Genomic DNA, 17,208 nt, shown 5'->3' with positions numbered 1-17,208 from the left:
AAATGGTTATCGTTGCAAATTGAGTTTTGGCTGGGGCGCAACGTCTCCCTGTTCAATCTTCTCAGGTTTTTAAAAATCCTCAAGGTGAATGGCGTTAAATCGCTGTTGTTGCAGCGTTCTTTAATTGAGTCATGGTAAACAAAGGGTGCAGTTCCAGGCCGTCTTTTTTTAAATTTCCCCGGCCTCCCGCTTCCCGGTCAATGACGCACAACACATCTTCAATGATCGCGCCCCGGTCGCGTAAATCCTTGGACGAAAGCAGAATCTGACCGCCGGAGGTGACCACATCTTCGATTATAACCAGTTTTTTTCCGTCGATGTCGCCGCCTTCAGCTAATTTACACGTACCATATTTTTTGGCTTCTTTGCGGACGAACACGCAGGGAATCCCGGTTAATTGCGACAACAGGGTTGCGATGGGGATTCCGCCCATTTCTAACCCGGCTAGAGCGTCAATATTCTGCGGGAGCATTGATTTCATTTCTTCTCCAATGGCTTTCAGCAATACTGGATCGGCTTCAAACAAATATTTGTCAAAATATTCATTGCTGACGGCGCCGGAACGAAGCGTAAACGTCCCTCGTATATTGGAAACGTCATGGATCGATTTCGCTAAGGTTGGATTCATCAATTTGCTCTCCCGCTTTGTGTTTTTTGTATCATAATGGTACGCTGAATGAATGAATCAAGTTCTCTGGTTGTGATCTTCCTTGAATATCATCTAAACCTCATTCGTTATAAGGACGGCGTAAATGATCGAAGCGTTTCTATTCGATATGGACGGCACCTTGCTCGATACAGAAGTATTGTGGCTTGAGTCGGTGCAGTCATTTCTGCAAGAACAATCTATCTTATTGCCGCGAGAAGAGGCTTTGTCTGTTGTCTATGGGATCGCATGGAGCGACATCTATCAGGAACTACGCCGACGATACCCTCAATTGCAGCAAAGCAAGGATGCGATGTCGAAGGTCATCTGCGAGCATTTTTTCCGTTTGCGCGAGCAGCGGGATATCCGCATTCATTCGTCGGTTGAATTATTAAAACAACTTGCCACCACTCATCCTATCGCCATCGTTTCGGGTTCTGATTCAAAATTTATTGAGTATGGAATCGACCTGATGGATATTCGCTCGTTGTTGAAATTCTACCTGGGCGGCGAGCACTATTCGCCGGGAAAACCCGACCCCTGTTGCTATCAAATGGCGGCGCAGCGCCTTGGGCTGTCACCGGATGCGTGTCTCGTTTTTGAGGATTCCTCTGCGGGGATTCGCGCGGCGAAAGCCGCCGGGATGCACTGCGTCGCGTTGGCGCGCAGCGGGCGGCCAATGCAGGATGTTGAATTAGCCGATATGATTTTAAATGACCTCGCCGCGTTCTCGCTGGATGAATATTTGGACGAGTTCCAACAAAAAACCGCGTGAATAGTCGTGACCCTTTCAAAGATTTCTGAAGCGCGGGGAGGGCGAGTCTCCTGACGAGCCGCGAAAATGAGAAATGTTTTCGTTTCAGTGCGGTGGTCCGCTGGGCACGAGGTTGCTTACCCGCGTGGACATAGGCGCTCCAAAAAAAGAGGCGTGTGTGCATCTCTGTGAGCGCCTGTGCAATAGGGCCTGAAAGCCCGCACTGAAGCGAAGAGAGATGTACACTCGCCTCTAAATTACAAATTACAAACAACCAATAACTTTCTGCATTTCGTCTTCAGTCTGGTAAAAGTGCGGCGCAAGACGCAACATGCCTTCGCGCTCCATGGTAAAGGCGCGAACGGTCGCCAGACGAGAGCAGGCTTCTTGTATTGTGATGGTCGGATGCGTAAAACTGACGATGCCCGACCACTCATTGTTCTCACGAGGAGAATGGCAAATCCAACCTTTCGCTGTTAGGCCGCCTACGAGGCAATCGGTTAGCGATTTTATACGCTCTCCGACAGTTTCCATTCCAACTTCGAGTAAGAGTTCCGCTGCGGCGCCCAAGCCAATCAGTGGAATCACTGGCAGGGTGCTATATTCAAAACGTCGCGCATCGGGGCGAAGAGTGAAATCATAATCAAGATAGGGAACATGGTTGATGACAGAATCAGCGCCTACGTGGACCGGTTCCAGCAAATCAAGGTTTTCTTTTGGACAATAAAAGAAGCCTGCGCCTTGTGGGCCAATCATCCACTTTTGGGCGCCGCCTGAAGCAAACGAAACGCGGCCCTTTTTTAGATCGAGGGGCAGGGCGCCCATTCCCTGAATCACATCCACAACAAACAACACGTTCTTCTCAGCGCACAAAGCGCCTACGGCTTCGAGGTCAATTCGGAACCCACTGACAAACTGCACCCAACTGACCGCCAGCACCCGGGTGTTAGGCGTCAACGCATCGTCAATTTGGTCGAGAGTTACGCGGTTGTGAATGGGTTCGATGAGATGGAACTCAACGTCTTTATTTTGTAACCGCAACCAGGGGTAATGATTGGTGGGGTATTCGCCGTTGATCGAAACGACGCGGTCGCCCGGGTTCCATGAGAGGCCGTTCGCCACCCAATTGACGCCGTCGGTCGTGTTGCGGGTTAAGGCCAAGTCGCTTTCAGGGACATTCAACATGCTAGATAAGGCGCGGCGGCATCGAGCAATGCCGTCTTCATTAGTCATCCATTCTTCTGGCGTCATGCCTTGAAAGCCGTCAATGGCGCGTTTCATTGCTTGAGCCGTCCGGTCTGACATGGGCGACACCCCGGCATGGTTGAGGAAAATTCGTCCGTCCCGTACCGGGATAAATTGATCGCGATAGCCACTCAAGTTCATAGCGCTCTCCGAAATGTACTGAAGCCAATATAATACTGGCTTGAATGACTGACTGCTGAGTTCATATCATTCAAACCGCGCTTGTGTTTGGCGGCAAGGAGGATTCAGCCGTATTCAGTAGATTGAGGAATAGACCACTATGTTTCAATGGATTCAAAATTTATTTTCTGGAAGCACGGACGCCAACCAATTGCAGACCCTTGATACGGACAGCGTCGATCAATACAACGTTTTTCGCGGCTACTTTGAGAACATCGAACTTGAAGACAACCGCCTGGTCATTGATGGATGGATGTTGAGCCACCAAGGCTCCTATGATGCGTATGTGCTTTATATCAACGGCGTGCGGAGAGCGACTGCGAAAATTGTTGCCCGGCCTGATGTTGCGACAGCGCTGCCCGACATACTCAATGTTGAAAACTGCGGCTTTCATTTTGAAGCGCCGTTAAACGAAAAAGACGCCCAGTCGCCCATCCATTTATGCGTACGCGGTTCTGTTTTACAGACGGAACCCGGCCGTATGGAAACCGCCTATTGGCTGGACATGAACGAACGCCTCAAAGCGCCGCCCAAGCATTTAATTGAGCGCGTGGATGGTACCGGCATCGCGCCGTTCTTTCTTCTCAAGGGCGCACAAAACTATTGGGAACTGATCAAAGCAATCGAAAAGCATCGCACATTGAATTCGATTGATACGATGTTGGATTGGGGATGCGGCAGTGGACGACTGATCGGCTTCTTTGCTGAATATTCAGACATCCCAAACATATATGGATGCGACATTGATTCAGAAGCGGTCGCATGGTGTCACTCCAATTTTTCCAAACAGAAATTCGCCAAAATCCCTTTGATGCCGCCTACGAAATATGCGGAAGACAAATTTGATCTGGTCGTCTCATTTTCCGTTTTGACTCATTTAGAGCGCGAGGCCCAAGCCGCTTGGTTGAAAGAAATGGAACGGATTCTAAAACCCGGCGGATTATTGCTGGCGACGGTTCATGGATTTACGGCGGCGAAGGCTATGCTGGGTGTGGAGACTGCCTATCAAGTGAAGCGCGACGGCATCCATGACGAACTAAAGGATTCTGCGTTAAAAGGCGTTGCGCCTGACGGCTACTATCGAACAGTGTTTGTTACGCCTGAATATGTGAAAAAAACATGGACGGAAACTTTTAATGTTGTGGATTACATTGAACAGGGCGCCAGTAATTATCACGATTTGGTTGTGATGAAAAAACGAAATAAGGATGGCGCGGCCCCATCAAAAAAAAGTGGATTTAACAATTACTAACCGCCAAAACGCAACTTAATCAACTCAACCAACATGGACGGCCCGTCACTGTGTACGCGCAGCCGTGATCGTGAGTTGTCGCTCCATTCGATCGGCACTTCGACGATGCGAAACCCTGCTTGCCTCAACCGCCAGATCAAGGCGACGTCGAATGACCAGCCAGACGTCTGAATCGTTTCGCGTACGGTTTCAATTGACTTGCGCGTGAACGCCTTTGCGCCGCATTGCGTGTCCGTATAGGGCAAGAAAAACAAGATTCGAACGATCAAATTGAAGATGCGGCTTAGAATTCTTCGCGTAAACGGTTGTTTGATTAATTGCTTGCTTTGAGGAAGCCAACGCGAGGCGATGGCGGCGTCAGCCCCGCTCTCGACGGCGTCGAGTAGTTTGCGCAACTCCGGCGGCGTGGTTGCGTTGTCTGCGTCAGAGAACGAGAGAATTTCTCCCTGCGAGAGTTCAAAGCCTTTGAATACGGCGCCGCCTTTGCCCATTCTCGCGGGCGTGTCCCAAGCGCGGACGCAATTTATTTCGTTCGCCAATTGATGGGCAATCTCAGCCGTGCGGTCTTCTGAGCCGTTAACGATGATTAAAATTTCCGTCTCGTCCATCGACTCTTGCACGTATGACGCATAAGCCCGCACCGTTTCTTCGATGCGGGCTTCTTCGTTATACGCAGGTATGACAATGGTGTGGCGCATGAGTTACACCGTAATGTCTTGGAACGTCGTCATTTTTTTTAGTTGTTCAATTCGGCCTAGAATATCACTTTTTTCAACAGCGCCTAAACGGTCCAAACTGAAGTCTTCAACCGTGAATGACGCCATCACGGTGCCGACGACAGCGGCCTGTTTCAATGTTTCAAATGAGGTATCGGCCTTGGAGGCGATATAGCCCATCATACCGCCCGCAAACGTATCGCCTGCGCCAGTCGGGTCTTTCACGTCAGGCAAGGGAATCGCCGGGACGGAGAACGCATCATTCTTGGTAATCAACAACGCGCCTGCATCACCCTTTTTGATGACGGCGAGCGACGGCCCCATATCGAGAATTGCTTGCGCGGCGGGAATCACCGCCGTCTTGCCGGTAATCATTTTCGCTTCTTCATCATTGACAAAGAGCGCATCCACGCGGGAAATAACTTTCTTTAATAAATCGGGAGTGATATCGATCCACAAATTCATGCTATCCGCCGCAGTGTAGGGCTTGCCCTTCATGGCGTCCAAAACGTCCAGTTGTAATTGCGGGTGAATATTCGCCAGGAACAAATAGGGAATTTTCGCATGAGAGTCTGAGACTTTCGGAGAAAACTCGCCAAACACGCCGAGTTGCGTATCGAGCGTTTCACGGTCGTTCATATTTTCGAGATAACGTCCATGCCAGAAAAATGTCTTGCCGGGTTTGGTTTCCATGCAAGCGAGGTCAATGTTCTTCGACCGCAGCATCTGCTCGTGTTCTGCGGGGAAGTCGTCGCCGACGACGCCGACAATGGCCGTGGGCGCAAAATGGCTGGATGCGCAGGCCGAGTAAACCGCCGCGCCGCCGAGAACTCGCTCAACCTTGTCGGTCGGCGTTTCAATCGTGTCGAGTCCGATTGATCCTACGATGAGTAATTTGGAGTCAGTCATTCATACATCCTTTTTTCAATAGGTTCGTTGGGGACAAATTAAGATTCGTTGTCTGTATTCACTCATCTTATGCGTTGGTGGATTGTTGCCCAAGGGGTTAGATGGCGCCGGAGAAGAGAATCTGAGCGATTCTCGCTGATATGTAGGAAGGCGGGCTTTTCGCTGGAAGTTGAGGCGGTTAGAATGCGTTTTGTTCCAATCGGGCCTATAGCTCAGTTGGTAGAGCCGCCGGCTCATAACCGGCTGGTCGCTGGTTCGAGTCCAGCTGGGCCCAACTTAAAAACCTCTCTCGGAAGTTCTCGTTATTTCGGTTAACAGATTTCTGAACATCATTTTGCCTTTTTTCTCATAGCGGATAATTTCTCACCAAACATGGGCGCATCGCTTTAATTTTCATTTCTCAATTTCAAGCGTATTTCTTTTACAGAACAGTACAAAACTGGGACGACAAAAACCGTGATGAGAACAACCGTCATGCCGCCAAAGGATGGAATCGCCATCGGAACCATGATATCGGCTCCGCGCCCGGTCGATGTCAATACGGGAATCAAGGCAAGAATGGTTGTTGACACTGTCATCAGGCAGGGCCGGATTCGCCGTTTGCCTGCCTCCACGGTTGCTTCACGAATTTCCTTGATGGTCGTAGGATCATTTTTCTTGAATGATTGATCGAGGTACGTTGTAAGAATGACTCCATCATCGGTCGCGATGCCAAACAGAGCCAAAAACCCGACCCAAACCGCAACGCTCAAGTTATAGGGCTGCACCTGGAATAACTCGCGCATGCTTTCGCCAAACAGACTGAAATTCAAAAACCAATCTTGTGAATACAGCCAAAGCATTTGAAATCCGCCTGCCCATGCGACCAGAATTCCCGAAAAAACAATCAACGTCGTAAAAACGTTTTTGAATTGGAAATACAGGATCAGGAAAATAATGAATAACGCGAGCGGCAATACGACCCGCAAGCGCTTTTCCGAGCGGATTTGGTTTTCATAACTGCCCGCGAATGTGTAACTCACGCCTGAAGGAATATCGAGTTCGCCGCTGTTTTCTTTTTGTTTCAGATAATCGCGGGCTTCTTCGACAACATCAACTTCGGCGTATCCATCTTTCATATCAAATAAAACATAGCCAATTAAAAATGTATCTTCACTCTTGATGACTTGCGGCCCACGCAAGTATCGAATTTCAGCCAGTTCGCGCATAGGAATTTGGACGCCAGTCGGTGAAGGTACAAGGATTGCGCCAAGTGATTCAATGGTATCGCGCAACTCACGCATGTAGCGAACACGGACAGGATAACGTTCGCGTCCTTCAACCGTCGTTGTAATCCGTTTGCCGCCAATCGCAACTTCAATCACGTCTTGAACGCTGCGAATTGAAATGCCATACCGGGCAATCGCTTTGCGGTCAATATCAATTTCTAGATACGGTTTTCCAACGATTCGGTCTGCGATCACCGCGTCTGCTTTAACTGAAGGGACTTCTTTTAGCAGTTTTTCAATTTGCATTCCCACATCTTCAATCGTTTCCAGGTCTGGCCCTTTCACTTTTATCCCCATTGGAGCGCGCATACCACTTTGCAGCATGACGATTCGCGCCGCGATGGGCTGCAGTTTGGGTGCGGACGTCGTACCGGGCAGCCGGGCGGCTTTGATGATTTCATCCCAAATATCATCTGGTGATTTGATGTGGTCTCGCCATTGCCGATAGGGCATTCCGTTTGGATCGGGAATGAGTTTACCTTGATCATTTTTCACAAATTCTTCTTTGGAGTGATCGTATTGGAATCGCAAGCGATGGCCGGATTCATCGGTGAGATATTCTGATTTATAATTGATAACGGTCTCGACCATCGAGATTGGCGCTGGGTCTAAAGAACTATCAACGCGCCCAATTTTTCCGACCGCTTCTTCGACTTCCGGTATGGCATTAATTGCCATGTCCAACTTCTGCAAGACATCCATCGCCTCGCCAATTGAAGCATGAGGCATCGTGGTAGGCATATACAAATAAGAGCCTTCATCAAGCGGCGGCATAAATTCTTTGCCTAGTCCAGGAAACGCATGGCGAACGTCAGACACAATGGGGGCGTTCATCACAAAACGGGGCAGAAATCCAAATACGGTATCGAACCCCAGCCAGATGACGCCTCCCCATATCACAAGCGCGGTCGGAATGGACAAGAACAACAATTTATGTTGTAAGCACCAGCGCAAAATCGGCGGATAGAAATGTTGAAATAATTGGATCAACGCCAGGACGCTACCAAGCAGCATCACAACAAAAATCCAATTGGTTATAAGCCAGTGGTCGGCTCCCAAGGGAAGCCAGTGGTTTGATAATATCGTAACAACAATAAGCACAGCCAAACCATTCACGATCCAAGGGACCCATTTGGAGTAAGACTGAGGGATGGATTTCTCGGCAAGATGGTAAAGGCCGAAGCCGGTCAGGATGAGCCCCGCCCAAAATGAAACCATGAAAGCAATCACGGTTCCAGCGAACGCCATGCCGCCAAAAATCCAATGGCGAAATTTTTTACCGCGAATTTTTCCCGTGAAAAGGATATGAGCAAAAGGAGGAATGATGGTCAATGCAACAATAATGGATGCAATTAACGCAAAGGTTTTGGTATACGCCAAAGGCGTAAACAGTTTGCCTTCCGCCGCCGTCATCGTAAATACGGGCAGAAAACTCACGATGGTTGTCGCCACCGCGGTCAATACTGCGCTACCGACTTCAGACGTTCCTCTGAAAATCACGTCCAGTTTGTTGTCGTCCTCGCTAGATTTCTCAAGATGATTGAGAACATTTTCACAAATTACAACGCCCATATCGACCATGGTTCCAATGGCGATGGCGATTCCCGACAGGGCGACGATGTTAGCGTCCACGCCAAAAGTCTTCATGGCAATGAAACACATCAGCACCGATAACGGCAATAGCCCGGCAATCAGAAGCGAACTGCGTAGATGCAAAACCATAACAATGACAACGATGACGGTGACTAAAATTTCATCCGTTAACGCCGTCTTCAATGTTCCAAGTGTTTCATAGATTAGGTCTGTTCGATCATAAAAGGGAACAATAGTGACTTGAGAAACGGTTCCATCGCTCAAAACTTTTTTGGGAAGCCCAGGGGAAATTTCTTCAATTTTTGCTTTGACATTTTTAATCGTTTCAAGCGGGTTATCTCCATAACGAACAACAACCACGCCGCCAACCGCTTCAGCGCCTGCCTTGTCTAATGCGCCGCGCCTTAACGCCGGCCCCATTGAAACATGAGCCACGTCTTTTACGGTTACTGGAACATTATCATTTACTTTGAGGACGGTGTCTTCGATGTCTTCCAAGTTTTCTAAAAAGCCCAAGCCACGAATGACATACTCAACGCTGTTGACTTCGATGGTACGGGCGCCGACGTCGACGTTTGACATACGCACCGCATTGAAAACGTCTCCCAGCGTAACCTTGTAGGCCCTCATGGCGTCAGGATCGACGTCAATTTGATATTCACGGACAAAACCGCCGACCGACGCCACTTCGCTTACGCCCGATGCGGATAGCAATGCGTATCGAACATACCAATCTTGCGTACTGCGCAGCTCATCTAAATCCCAGCCGCCAGTGGGGTTTCCCTGTTCATCCCGCCCTTCCAGGGTGTACCAGAATATTTGACCGAGCGCGGTTGCATCTGGCCCCAACGCGGGTTGCACGCCTTCCGGCAGCGTTCCTGCTGACAAACTATTCAACTTTTCCAATACACGCGAACGAGACCAATAGAACTCAATATCATCATTAAAAATAATATAAATACTTGAGAACCCAAAAGACGAATAACTGCGAATGGTTTTAACGCCGGGAACGCCTAACAGCGAAACCGTGAGCGGGTAGCTGATCTGGTCTTCGACGTCTTGAGGCGAGCGCCCCATCCATTCGGTAAAAACGATCTGCTGGTTTTCGCCAATATCGGGAATCGCATCGACGGGAACCGGATTGCGGGGAATCGCTTTTACGTCCCAATCAAACGGGGCGACCATCACTCCCCAGAGAATGATGAAAATAATAAACAAACTAACGACAAGTTTGTTTTCAAGGCAAAAACGTATGATCTTATCAAGCATGATTTACACCTGGGATGTCGGTAGAGTATTAGTGATTAATGAGTCGAGTGATCCACGTCTTGTTGCGGCGATTGATTGCCTGGTTGAGCGGATGGGATCGTGTTTTTTACTTCGCCGCATTTCAACATCGCGCCGCCGAAGTAGGGATTGCGAGTTTCTTGCTGCCATTGCAGCCAATCGGCGCCTTGGTTGTTAAACGCCATCGGGCAGTGAATGATGTATGCGGTTTCACCCGGTGCGCCATGTTGTTCAAACGCCTGGATGATTAAGTCGGCAATTTTTTGAAAAGCCTGGCGGGCTTCCGCGATGTCATTTGCGTGCATCACGCCATGCCCCAACATTTCAACGTCTTGTAAGTTGTTTTGTTTGGCTGCATCCACCCATTGGTTTGATTTCGCTTTCGCCGAGTTTAAATCATCATTCACCAGGGCTTCATAAATCGCTTGATAGGCCTTTGACAACGCAGGAAGCGCTTCAGTGGGTATATTGATTTTATGCTTGGATTGCATCGGCGTTTCAGACGTCTCGCCGCCGTGCGCATGGCCTGCCATTGGCGCGCCGCCGTCGGGGCTCATCATGCTGGGTTTGGCTTGAATTTGCAGCGCGCTGTCGATCTTGAAGTTGCCTTTGACGACAACTTCTTCGCCTTCTTCTAAACCGGCCTGTACGATGTAGTGGTCTTTCAGTCGTGGTCCAAGAATAATTTCCCGGCCTTCAAATGTCGGCTTTTCGGTGTTGGGAACCTTTACATACACCACAGCGCGTTTTCCTGTAATCAATGGGGCCGAAGCCGGGATGACCAATGGCGGATTGCCTTCTTCAGCAGGCGAACCGACATACCCAAGCGTTTCGGCTTTGACCAACGGCATCCCGCACACGTCGCAGGTTCCGGGCTGGTCTTTAATAATTTCCGGGTGCATGGGGCTGATCCATTTTCCTGCCAGCTGCGTATCGTAAACAGATCCTTCAGCGTCGACTTTACTTCGCACTGCGGCGCGTACGAACATTTCGGGTTTTAATTTTCCATCAGAATTGTCAACATTGACGCGCACTTTGACGGTGCGGGTTTGTTCATTCAAAAAAGGATCAATAAACGAAACTCGTCCTTTGAAGACTTGTCCAGGATACGAGATGGTTGTGAATTCCACTTCTTGCCCGTAATGAACCCACTGCAGGTCGGATTCGTAGGCGTCCATTTTTACCCATACGACGCTTAAATCGGCGATGGTATAGATTCGAGTCCCTGTTTGGACATAGTCGCCCTTTAGCGCGTTTTTATGAATGACGATTCCATTGATCGGCGAGTAAAACGTAATGTGTTCAGACGGGGCGCCGGATTCTTCGATCGCCTGTATTTGCGCATTGGTCAGTCCGAGTAAACGCAGACGTTCACGCGCCCGCTCCAGCGTTTCTTTTCGATTGCTTAGCACATTCGGCACCGATGATTCACTTAAACTGCCTACGGCCTTTTTGGCTTGAATCAATGATTGCTGGTCGGTAATGATGGACGGGCTGTAAATCTCAACCAGATGGTCGCCTGTTTGAACTGCCGTACCTGTGTAATCGACAAACAAGCGGTCTAATCGACCGGGAAACCATGCGGTGATATATTTCAATCGCGTTTCATCATATTCGACCTTGCCTACCATGCGCAGCTCATGCTCGACAAAACTGCGCTGCACTGGCACGGTCTGTATTTCCGCCAGGCCTTTCGCCGCTTCAGACATGGTCAAGGTTCGGGGGCCGCTGTCTTCATCTTCTGCTGAATTGACCGGGATCAAGTCCATCCCGCACATTGGGCAGTCACCCGCTTCAGGTTGACGGATTTGCGGGTGCATCGAACACGTCCAAATTGTGGCAGCGGATGATTGCCTTTCTATGTTCGCGTCTGGCTGCATGGAAGCATGATCGTTCGATCCGCCTGAAAACAGCGAGACCACAATAAGCCCCAAGATCATTCCCATGACAAGATAAGTGAATTTATATTGAAGCAATTTTGTCAGCCCGTTCATGATTGTCTCCTGTATTTCGAATAGACATTATTGTTGGATGCTATCTAGAGAAGCGCCTACGACCCGCTCTAATTCTGCAAGAGTAACGCCATACGAGCGTTGCGCGTTATAGTGGACTAAATTGAAATCCAGCCAGGTTCGTTGTGCGTCTAAATAGTCCAGAAAGTCGGTGCGCGCTCCCTGATAATCCGCTTCCGCAACTTCCAACGATTGCTGCGCTTCAGGAATCAGAGTGGTTCGATACAACTCCGATTCCCGATAGGCTGCATCTACTGAAAAATGAGAACTCTTCACTTCAAATAAGGTTTGATTGATTACGCCTTCAAGTTTATTGCTTAACTGCTGTCTGCGTATTTGCATTTCTGCAATAAAGGCTTCCCGCTGCCCAAACCAGGGGCGTATTGGTTGGCGCGGCGCAGGTTGAAACGCACTACGGTCAGGCTCCGCGCCGACTAGCAAACCACTCCGTTCTTGAAAATAACTGGCGCCAAGCGTCGGGTCAGGTCGGTTCATCTCCTGGGCCATATCAACCAGCAATCGGGTTCGCTCGACCTTGGATTGCATTTGTTGAATTTCTTGACGGTTCTGTTTTGCAATCTCATACAGACGGTCGATCTTCAGTTGCATCTGTTTGATGGGAGGAGAAACAAGTGGACCGATTGACGCATGTGGGGCGCGGTCAAAAATCGTATTGAGACGAGCGATGATGGTCTCACGCTGGTCTTCTAGCGTGATGATGGCGTCGGTCAATTTTGAAAGCGCGACCCGGGCTTTGATGACGTCGTTGTAGGCCGTGTTTCCCGTTTCAAATTTTTGTGATGCGACATCCAGCATCTGCTTCAACAGTTCCTGATTTTCGCGTGTGACCTCGATTGCACGATCAATATAGACAAATTCGTGAAACGCCTTTTTGGTATTCGCAAGCACATCCCGAAGCGCAATGGAAAAATCCTGTTTGGCAATTTCAATATCTGTTTGAATAATATCTCCACGCAATGAGACAATTCCGGGAAAAGGCCAATCGGTATCGACCATTTGCTTTTGCGGCTGCATTCCGCCAAGTAGAAGGTCTAACCGTTTGGTAAATGAATTGTATTGCCTAAGGATGCCCTCTAAATATGCCCCTTGCGGATATCGTTGCAGTGCAGCCTGCCATGCCTGAGACGCCGCTTGAATCGAAGGGTTGCGTCGATACGCAACGTTTAAGGCGATTGTTACATCCAGTTTACCCGTCATCAATTTGTCGATTGATTGGCTGTCTGCTTGGTTTTGAATTTGTATTCCTTCTTGCGACAACAGCGCAGGCTCGACGATTTGTATGATGGACGCTAATGATGAACTGGACTCGTCATGATACCGCCCCATTAACATGTCCACTTCAGGTAACGCAATCGCTTGCGGCAATTGAGCAGGCTGTTTATTTTCATTGCGTTGAATCTGCTCATCCACAAACCAAGGGCGCTCTCCTGCGGTAATTTTTTTTCGCGCATCTTTATAGGAGTCGCTCCATCCAATATGAGGAGTGACGCTGAGTGTGGTTAAAGCCAATGTAATAATAAAAAAGAGAGGTTTCATCATTTACTCCAGATTCAATACAGGAGACAGCGAGCCGCCTGCAATGCGTTCGAGTTGTGAGAAAAATTGCGCATAATCAATGCGAGCGCGAAGCCAGGCCAGGTTAAAATTGAGCCAGACGCTCTGCACTTCAAGCACCTCAGACACGCTGCCTTGCCGGTTCCGGTTCCATTCCTCGGCAATTTGCATTGATTGTTCGGCTTGGGGAATTAAATGGTCGCGGTAGAGAATGACTAAACGCTGTGCGTTTTCCATACGGAAATAGGCTTTGCGTAAATTGACTGCAATTTGGTTGGCAACCGATTGTTCTTTTTGTTGCGCTGACGTTTTGCCTTCTTTTGCGTAGCGGATACGCGCCTTGTTCTTGCCAAACCAGAGCGGAATTGTCACGCCACCGCCAACAATGATCGGGTCTTTGCCGCTTTCAGGCGTTTGAGGATTTAACGCGTCATCGGTAGAGATATAGTTGGCCCCTATCGTAAACCCCGGCAAATTCATTCGCCGGGCCAACCGAATTGATTCTTCCGCTTTTTCCACTTTCATCTGAGAGATCAGGATTTCCTGATTTTGTTCATACGCCAAACGGTCAAGCGCAGCAATCTCCAATGTCGTTGGTTGGGGGATGGACGCTGCAATCGATCCAATCGGGTCGTCGGCAGGACGGTTGAGCATGGAATTGATAACCGTCTGCTGAACCGCCCGCAGCTCCCGTAGCGTTATCAAATCATAATCCAACTGCGCCAGCTGCGACTCCGCCCGGAAGACGTCGTTTATTCCGTTGGCTTGGTTACTATATTGGGCTTCGGCATAAGACAGAATTTCATTTAACAACTCTTGATTCTGTTTGGTAATTTCTATAGCGCCGTCCATATACTGGATTTCGTAAACGGCTTGTTTGAGATCGACAATGATGTCCCGCGCCGTCTTTTCATATTCCAGACGCGAGATTTCGATTTCTTTTTCGACAACGCGCTCTTTTTGCCTTAATGTACCTGGGAACGGAAACTTTTGAGAAACCCCAACGCTGTATTCTTGGGGGCCGACCCGGGTTTCCACGCTTTCCACATAATAAGAAAAATTCAACATGGGGTCGTCTAACGCGGTTTCTTGCGGGTGTTTTTCTATGGTTTGGGCCCACTGCGCTTTCGCCGCTTGAATCTCCGGGTTTGCAAAAAAGGCCTCTTCAATCAATGCGCCCAGATCAACGCCTGGCGCATCGCTGCTTGAATGTACGATGGCCTCTACCGCTTCTTGACCAATAACACCATGCGCGAAAACAAAAGCGCACAAGATCAGGCAATTGGCAACGAGGATCAATGTAGGAGTCTTCATATAACTCATATTCTTTTATCAGGATTCAAGTTCACACAGATGACTCTTTATTGTAACGCAGATATTGTTCCAGTTTTATTTTTAAGCATTAATTGGACTAAATCTTTCGGTTGATGATTCAAAAAAACAGGATATTTCACTGATTTTTATCTTTTATTTATTCATTCCAGATTGATTGAACACATGAAGCGCATACGATCCATTAGACAAATGTGTTTCATATACCACACGATGAGCCGCGCAAGTGTGGCATATAAAACACTTCCTGATTGTCCCACTGCTATGTCAACGCTATGATAAAAATGTTTCATCCAGATAAATGAGTACTTACATTGATGGGTGACCATTATATTGATTACGAAAACGTATTTCGGCCTATCAAAAATTGACAAACCAATTCAGGCATGGGTGCAACTCTGGGAGCGCCTGTGCATCAGGGCCTGAAAGCCCGCACTGAAGCGAGCAAAGTTACGCAACGACAGACCAGGTATTCATAAGATGTTTTTTAGAAATCTCAATTGAATTGTGAAAAAGTACCCCGTTTTTGAAAGAACCATAATCATTAAACTCGCGACAGTTTGTTAAGTTGGCATAGAATCTGCGCTAGTCGCCATAAACAGCTTTTTATCAGAATCGAAAACCATGAATGATACTTCAATCTGACTTTTCAAAAAAAATACCCGTCAAATTGATTTTTGTGGTTGCGCTGGGGGCGTTTGTTTCCAGTCTTCATTTTCTGACTTCAACTCACGCCCATTACCTGCATTTGATCTATGACCGTCTCTGCTATCTGCCCGTAATTCTGGCAGCCTACTGGTTTGGCTTGAGAGGTGGAGTGTTAATGGGAGCCTCCATGTCGGTTATGCACTTGGCCCACATCTATCTTAGCTGGAACGGTCATTTTTTTACCGCCAATTTATATCAAACGCTTGAAGCCTTTGTACATCTGTTCCTTGGGTTTGTTACGGGCTTTTTATCGGAGCGGTTTATTAAAGCATCAAAAAAATTAGAACTGTCTTATCGCGATCTACAAGAAAAAACTCTCCAAGTATTGAACGCCGAAGAGCAGCTCCGAAGAACGGAACGCATCCAGGCCTTGGCCGAACTTTCCGCTGGCGTCGCTCATGAAATTCGTACGCCGCTCGCATCCATCAAAGGCTCCGCTGAAATATTGGCGAACGAGTCGCTGAAGCCAGAGCAACGGGAAGAATTCACTACCATTCTGTTGAAAGAATCACGCCACCTCAGCAATATAGTGAATGAATTTTTAAGTTTTGCTCGCCCTCAAAAAACACAACAGGTCGAATGCCGCATCCCAGAAGTGATTGATGTCATCCTTGATTTGACCCTGCAACAACGGCGCTCAAAAGAAATCAAAATTGAAAAAAGATATGCCACAGAACTACCTTCCATTTATTTTGATGCAGACCAACTCAAACAAGTATTCGTCAACTTGATTAGCAACTCCATCCAGGCAATGCCGAAAGGCGGGACGCTGACGATCTCAGCGAAGCGGGAGAATGACTCGATCACCTGCATGATTGAAGACACGGGTTCAGGAATTCCAGACCACATCCATACCCGGATTTTTGATCCGTTCTTTACCACTCGGCCCAATGGAACAGGGCTTGGGCTTTCGATCGTGCAAAAAATCATGAACCATCACCAATGTTCTATTGATGCAGTAAACCGCGAATCGGGTGGGGCCTGTTTCATTCTCCAGTTCCCAATTGCAAGGAGTTTCACAAATGAATAACAAAACAATACTGCTCATAGATGATGATCCCAGTTTATTGCGCGTCACTGAATATCAACTAGAGAGCGCCGAATATAAAATCATCACGGCAGTCAATGGCAAGGACGGCCTAACCGCTTACCGTAAATACAAACCTGATTTGGTTCTAACTGACATCAAAATGCCTGTAATGGACGGGATGGAACTTTTGACTGAAATCAAACGCATCTGTCCTCACGCTTTGGTCATTTTAGTCACGGCGCATGGTTCCATCGAAACCGCGATCCAAGCCATGAAAACAGGCGCATTTGACTATATTTGTAAGCCTTTCGATAAGGACGAACTGTTAATCACAGTAAAAAAGGCATTGGACTATCAACATATTGTCAACGAGAACCTCCATCTTCGTGAAGAGCTGCTTTCAACCTTTCGATTTGAAAACATCGTTGCGGGCTCAGAGGCAATGAGCAAAGTGTTTAAAATGATTCGCCGCGTCAGCCAGGCCGATTCATCCGTGCTCTTGCAAGGCGAAAGCGGAACCGGGAAAGAACTGATTGCCCGGGCGATCCATTACAGCAGCCCACGGCAAAACCACCCGTTTATAGCGGTGAATTGCGCCGCCATTCCAGACACGCTGATTGAGAGTGAATTTTTTGGTCATGTAAAAGGCGCCTTCACCGGCGCAATAAATGAACGCACGGGAAAATTTGAACAAGCCAATC

General features: G+C 48.3%; 12 protein-coding genes and 1 tRNA gene. 5 read left to right on the top strand and 8 right to left on the bottom strand.

Going from position 1 to position 17,208, the window contains the following annotated elements:
• Nucleotides 1–94: 94 nt before the first annotated feature.
• A complete protein-coding gene (pyrE, locus tag P9L94_08020; GenBank protein ID MDP8244010.1) occupies nt 95–628 on the bottom strand; it encodes an orotate phosphoribosyltransferase in 534 nt (177 codons plus the stop codon).
• A 124-nt stretch (nt 629–752) separates the two neighbouring features.
• Between pyrE and P9L94_08015 the strand changes: the two genes are divergently transcribed.
• A complete protein-coding gene (locus P9L94_08015) occupies nt 753–1,421 on the top strand; it encodes an HAD family phosphatase (GenBank protein MDP8244009.1) in 669 nt (222 codons plus the stop codon).
• A gap of 243 nt (nt 1,422–1,664) precedes the next feature.
• Here P9L94_08015 and P9L94_08010 read toward each other — a convergent pair whose 3' ends face one another.
• Entirely contained in the window at nt 1,665–2,786 is a 1,122-nt protein-coding gene (locus P9L94_08010; GenBank protein MDP8244008.1) for an aminotransferase class V-fold PLP-dependent enzyme, read from the bottom strand.
• 139 nt (nt 2,787–2,925) lie between these two features.
• On the opposite strand from P9L94_08010, the gene P9L94_08005 reads away from it, so the two are divergent.
• Complete coding sequence (locus P9L94_08005) at nt 2,926–4,077, top strand: class I SAM-dependent methyltransferase (GenBank protein MDP8244007.1); 1,152 nt, start codon at nt 2,926–2,928, stop codon at nt 4,075–4,077.
• Here P9L94_08005 and P9L94_08000 read toward each other — a convergent pair.
• Nucleotides 4,074–4,775, bottom strand: a complete 702-nt coding sequence (locus P9L94_08000; protein MDP8244006.1) for a glycosyltransferase family 2 protein — start codon at nt 4,773–4,775, stop codon at nt 4,074–4,076. The two genes, P9L94_08005 and P9L94_08000, sit on opposite strands and share 4 nt — an antisense overlap.
• Nucleotides 4,776–4,778: 3 nt before the next feature.
• A complete protein-coding gene (locus P9L94_07995; protein MDP8244005.1) occupies nt 4,779–5,702 on the bottom strand; it encodes a PfkB family carbohydrate kinase in 924 nt (307 codons plus the stop codon).
• A 201-nt stretch (nt 5,703–5,903) separates the two neighbouring features.
• On the opposite strand from P9L94_07995, the gene P9L94_07990 reads away from it, so the two are divergent.
• Nucleotides 5,904–5,976 (top strand) — tRNA-Ile (locus tag P9L94_07990).
• 112 nt (nt 5,977–6,088) lie between these two features.
• Here P9L94_07990 and P9L94_07985 read toward each other — a convergent pair.
• From P9L94_07985 to P9L94_07970, 4 genes are read right to left on the bottom strand one after another with little or no spacing between them, the layout of a single operon-like run.
• Nucleotides 6,089–9,832, bottom strand: coding sequence for an efflux RND transporter permease subunit (locus tag P9L94_07985; protein MDP8244004.1), 3,744 nt, complete (start codon nt 9,830–9,832; stop codon nt 6,089–6,091).
• A 35-nt stretch (nt 9,833–9,867) separates the two neighbouring features.
• Complete coding sequence (locus tag P9L94_07980) at nt 9,868–11,844, bottom strand: efflux RND transporter periplasmic adaptor subunit (GenBank protein MDP8244003.1); 1,977 nt, start codon at nt 11,842–11,844, stop codon at nt 9,868–9,870.
• Between the two features lie 27 nt (nt 11,845–11,871).
• The gene (locus P9L94_07975) at nt 11,872–13,422 is read right to left on the bottom strand and encodes a TolC family protein (protein ID MDP8244002.1); all 1,551 of its coding nucleotides are present in this window, start codon (nt 13,420–13,422) and stop codon (nt 11,872–11,874) included.
• Complete coding sequence (locus P9L94_07970) at nt 13,423–14,751, bottom strand: TolC family protein (protein ID MDP8244001.1); 1,329 nt, start codon at nt 14,749–14,751, stop codon at nt 13,423–13,425.
• 646 nt (nt 14,752–15,397) lie between these two features.
• On the opposite strand from P9L94_07970, the gene P9L94_07965 reads away from it, so the two are divergent.
• Nucleotides 15,398–16,507: an ATP-binding protein gene (locus P9L94_07965; protein MDP8244000.1), complete on the top strand. Its 1,110-nt coding sequence runs from the start codon at nt 15,398–15,400 to the stop codon at nt 16,505–16,507.
• Nucleotides 16,500–17,208: sigma-54 dependent transcriptional regulator (locus P9L94_07960; protein MDP8243999.1), on the top strand; the 709-nt coding region annotated here is incomplete at its 3' end. The genes P9L94_07965 and P9L94_07960, both read left to right, overlap by 8 nt.

It is taken from the genome of Candidatus Hinthialibacter antarcticus, from assembly GCA_030765645.1.
In the GTDB taxonomy this organism is placed as follows: domain Bacteria; phylum Hinthialibacterota; class Hinthialibacteria; order Hinthialibacterales; family Hinthialibacteraceae; genus Hinthialibacter; species Hinthialibacter antarcticus.
This window is presented reverse-complemented; position numbering and strand designations above follow the sequence as displayed.

Excerpts from the sequence above, each read along its gene's own strand:
- P9L94_08000 (MDP8244006.1), bottom strand. The coding sequence starts at position 4,775 with ATGCGCCACACCATTGTCATACCTGCGTATAACGAAGAAGCCCGCATC.
- P9L94_08010 (MDP8244008.1), bottom strand. The coding sequence starts at position 2,786 with ATGAACTTGAGTGGCTATCGCGATCAATTTATCCCGGTACGGGACGGA.
- P9L94_07970 (MDP8244001.1), bottom strand. The coding sequence starts at position 14,751 with ATGAAGACTCCTACATTGATCCTCGTTGCCAATTGCCTGATCTTGTGC.
- P9L94_07995 (MDP8244005.1), bottom strand. The coding sequence starts at position 5,702 with ATGACTGACTCCAAATTACTCATCGTAGGATCAATCGGACTCGACACG.
- P9L94_07985 (MDP8244004.1), bottom strand. The coding sequence starts at position 9,832 with ATGCTTGATAAGATCATACGTTTTTGCCTTGAAAACAAACTTGTCGTT.
- pyrE (MDP8244010.1), bottom strand. The coding sequence starts at position 628 with ATGAATCCAACCTTAGCGAAATCGATCCATGACGTTTCCAATATACGA.
- P9L94_08005 (MDP8244007.1), top strand. The coding sequence starts at position 2,926 with ATGTTTCAATGGATTCAAAATTTATTTTCTGGAAGCACGGACGCCAAC.
- P9L94_07980 (MDP8244003.1), bottom strand. The coding sequence starts at position 11,844 with ATGAACGGGCTGACAAAATTGCTTCAATATAAATTCACTTATCTTGTC.
- P9L94_08015 (MDP8244009.1), top strand. The coding sequence starts at position 753 with ATGATCGAAGCGTTTCTATTCGATATGGACGGCACCTTGCTCGATACA.
- P9L94_07965 (MDP8244000.1), top strand. The coding sequence starts at position 15,398 with ATGATACTTCAATCTGACTTTTCAAAAAAAATACCCGTCAAATTGATT.
- P9L94_07975 (MDP8244002.1), bottom strand. The coding sequence starts at position 13,422 with ATGATGAAACCTCTCTTTTTTATTATTACATTGGCTTTAACCACACTC.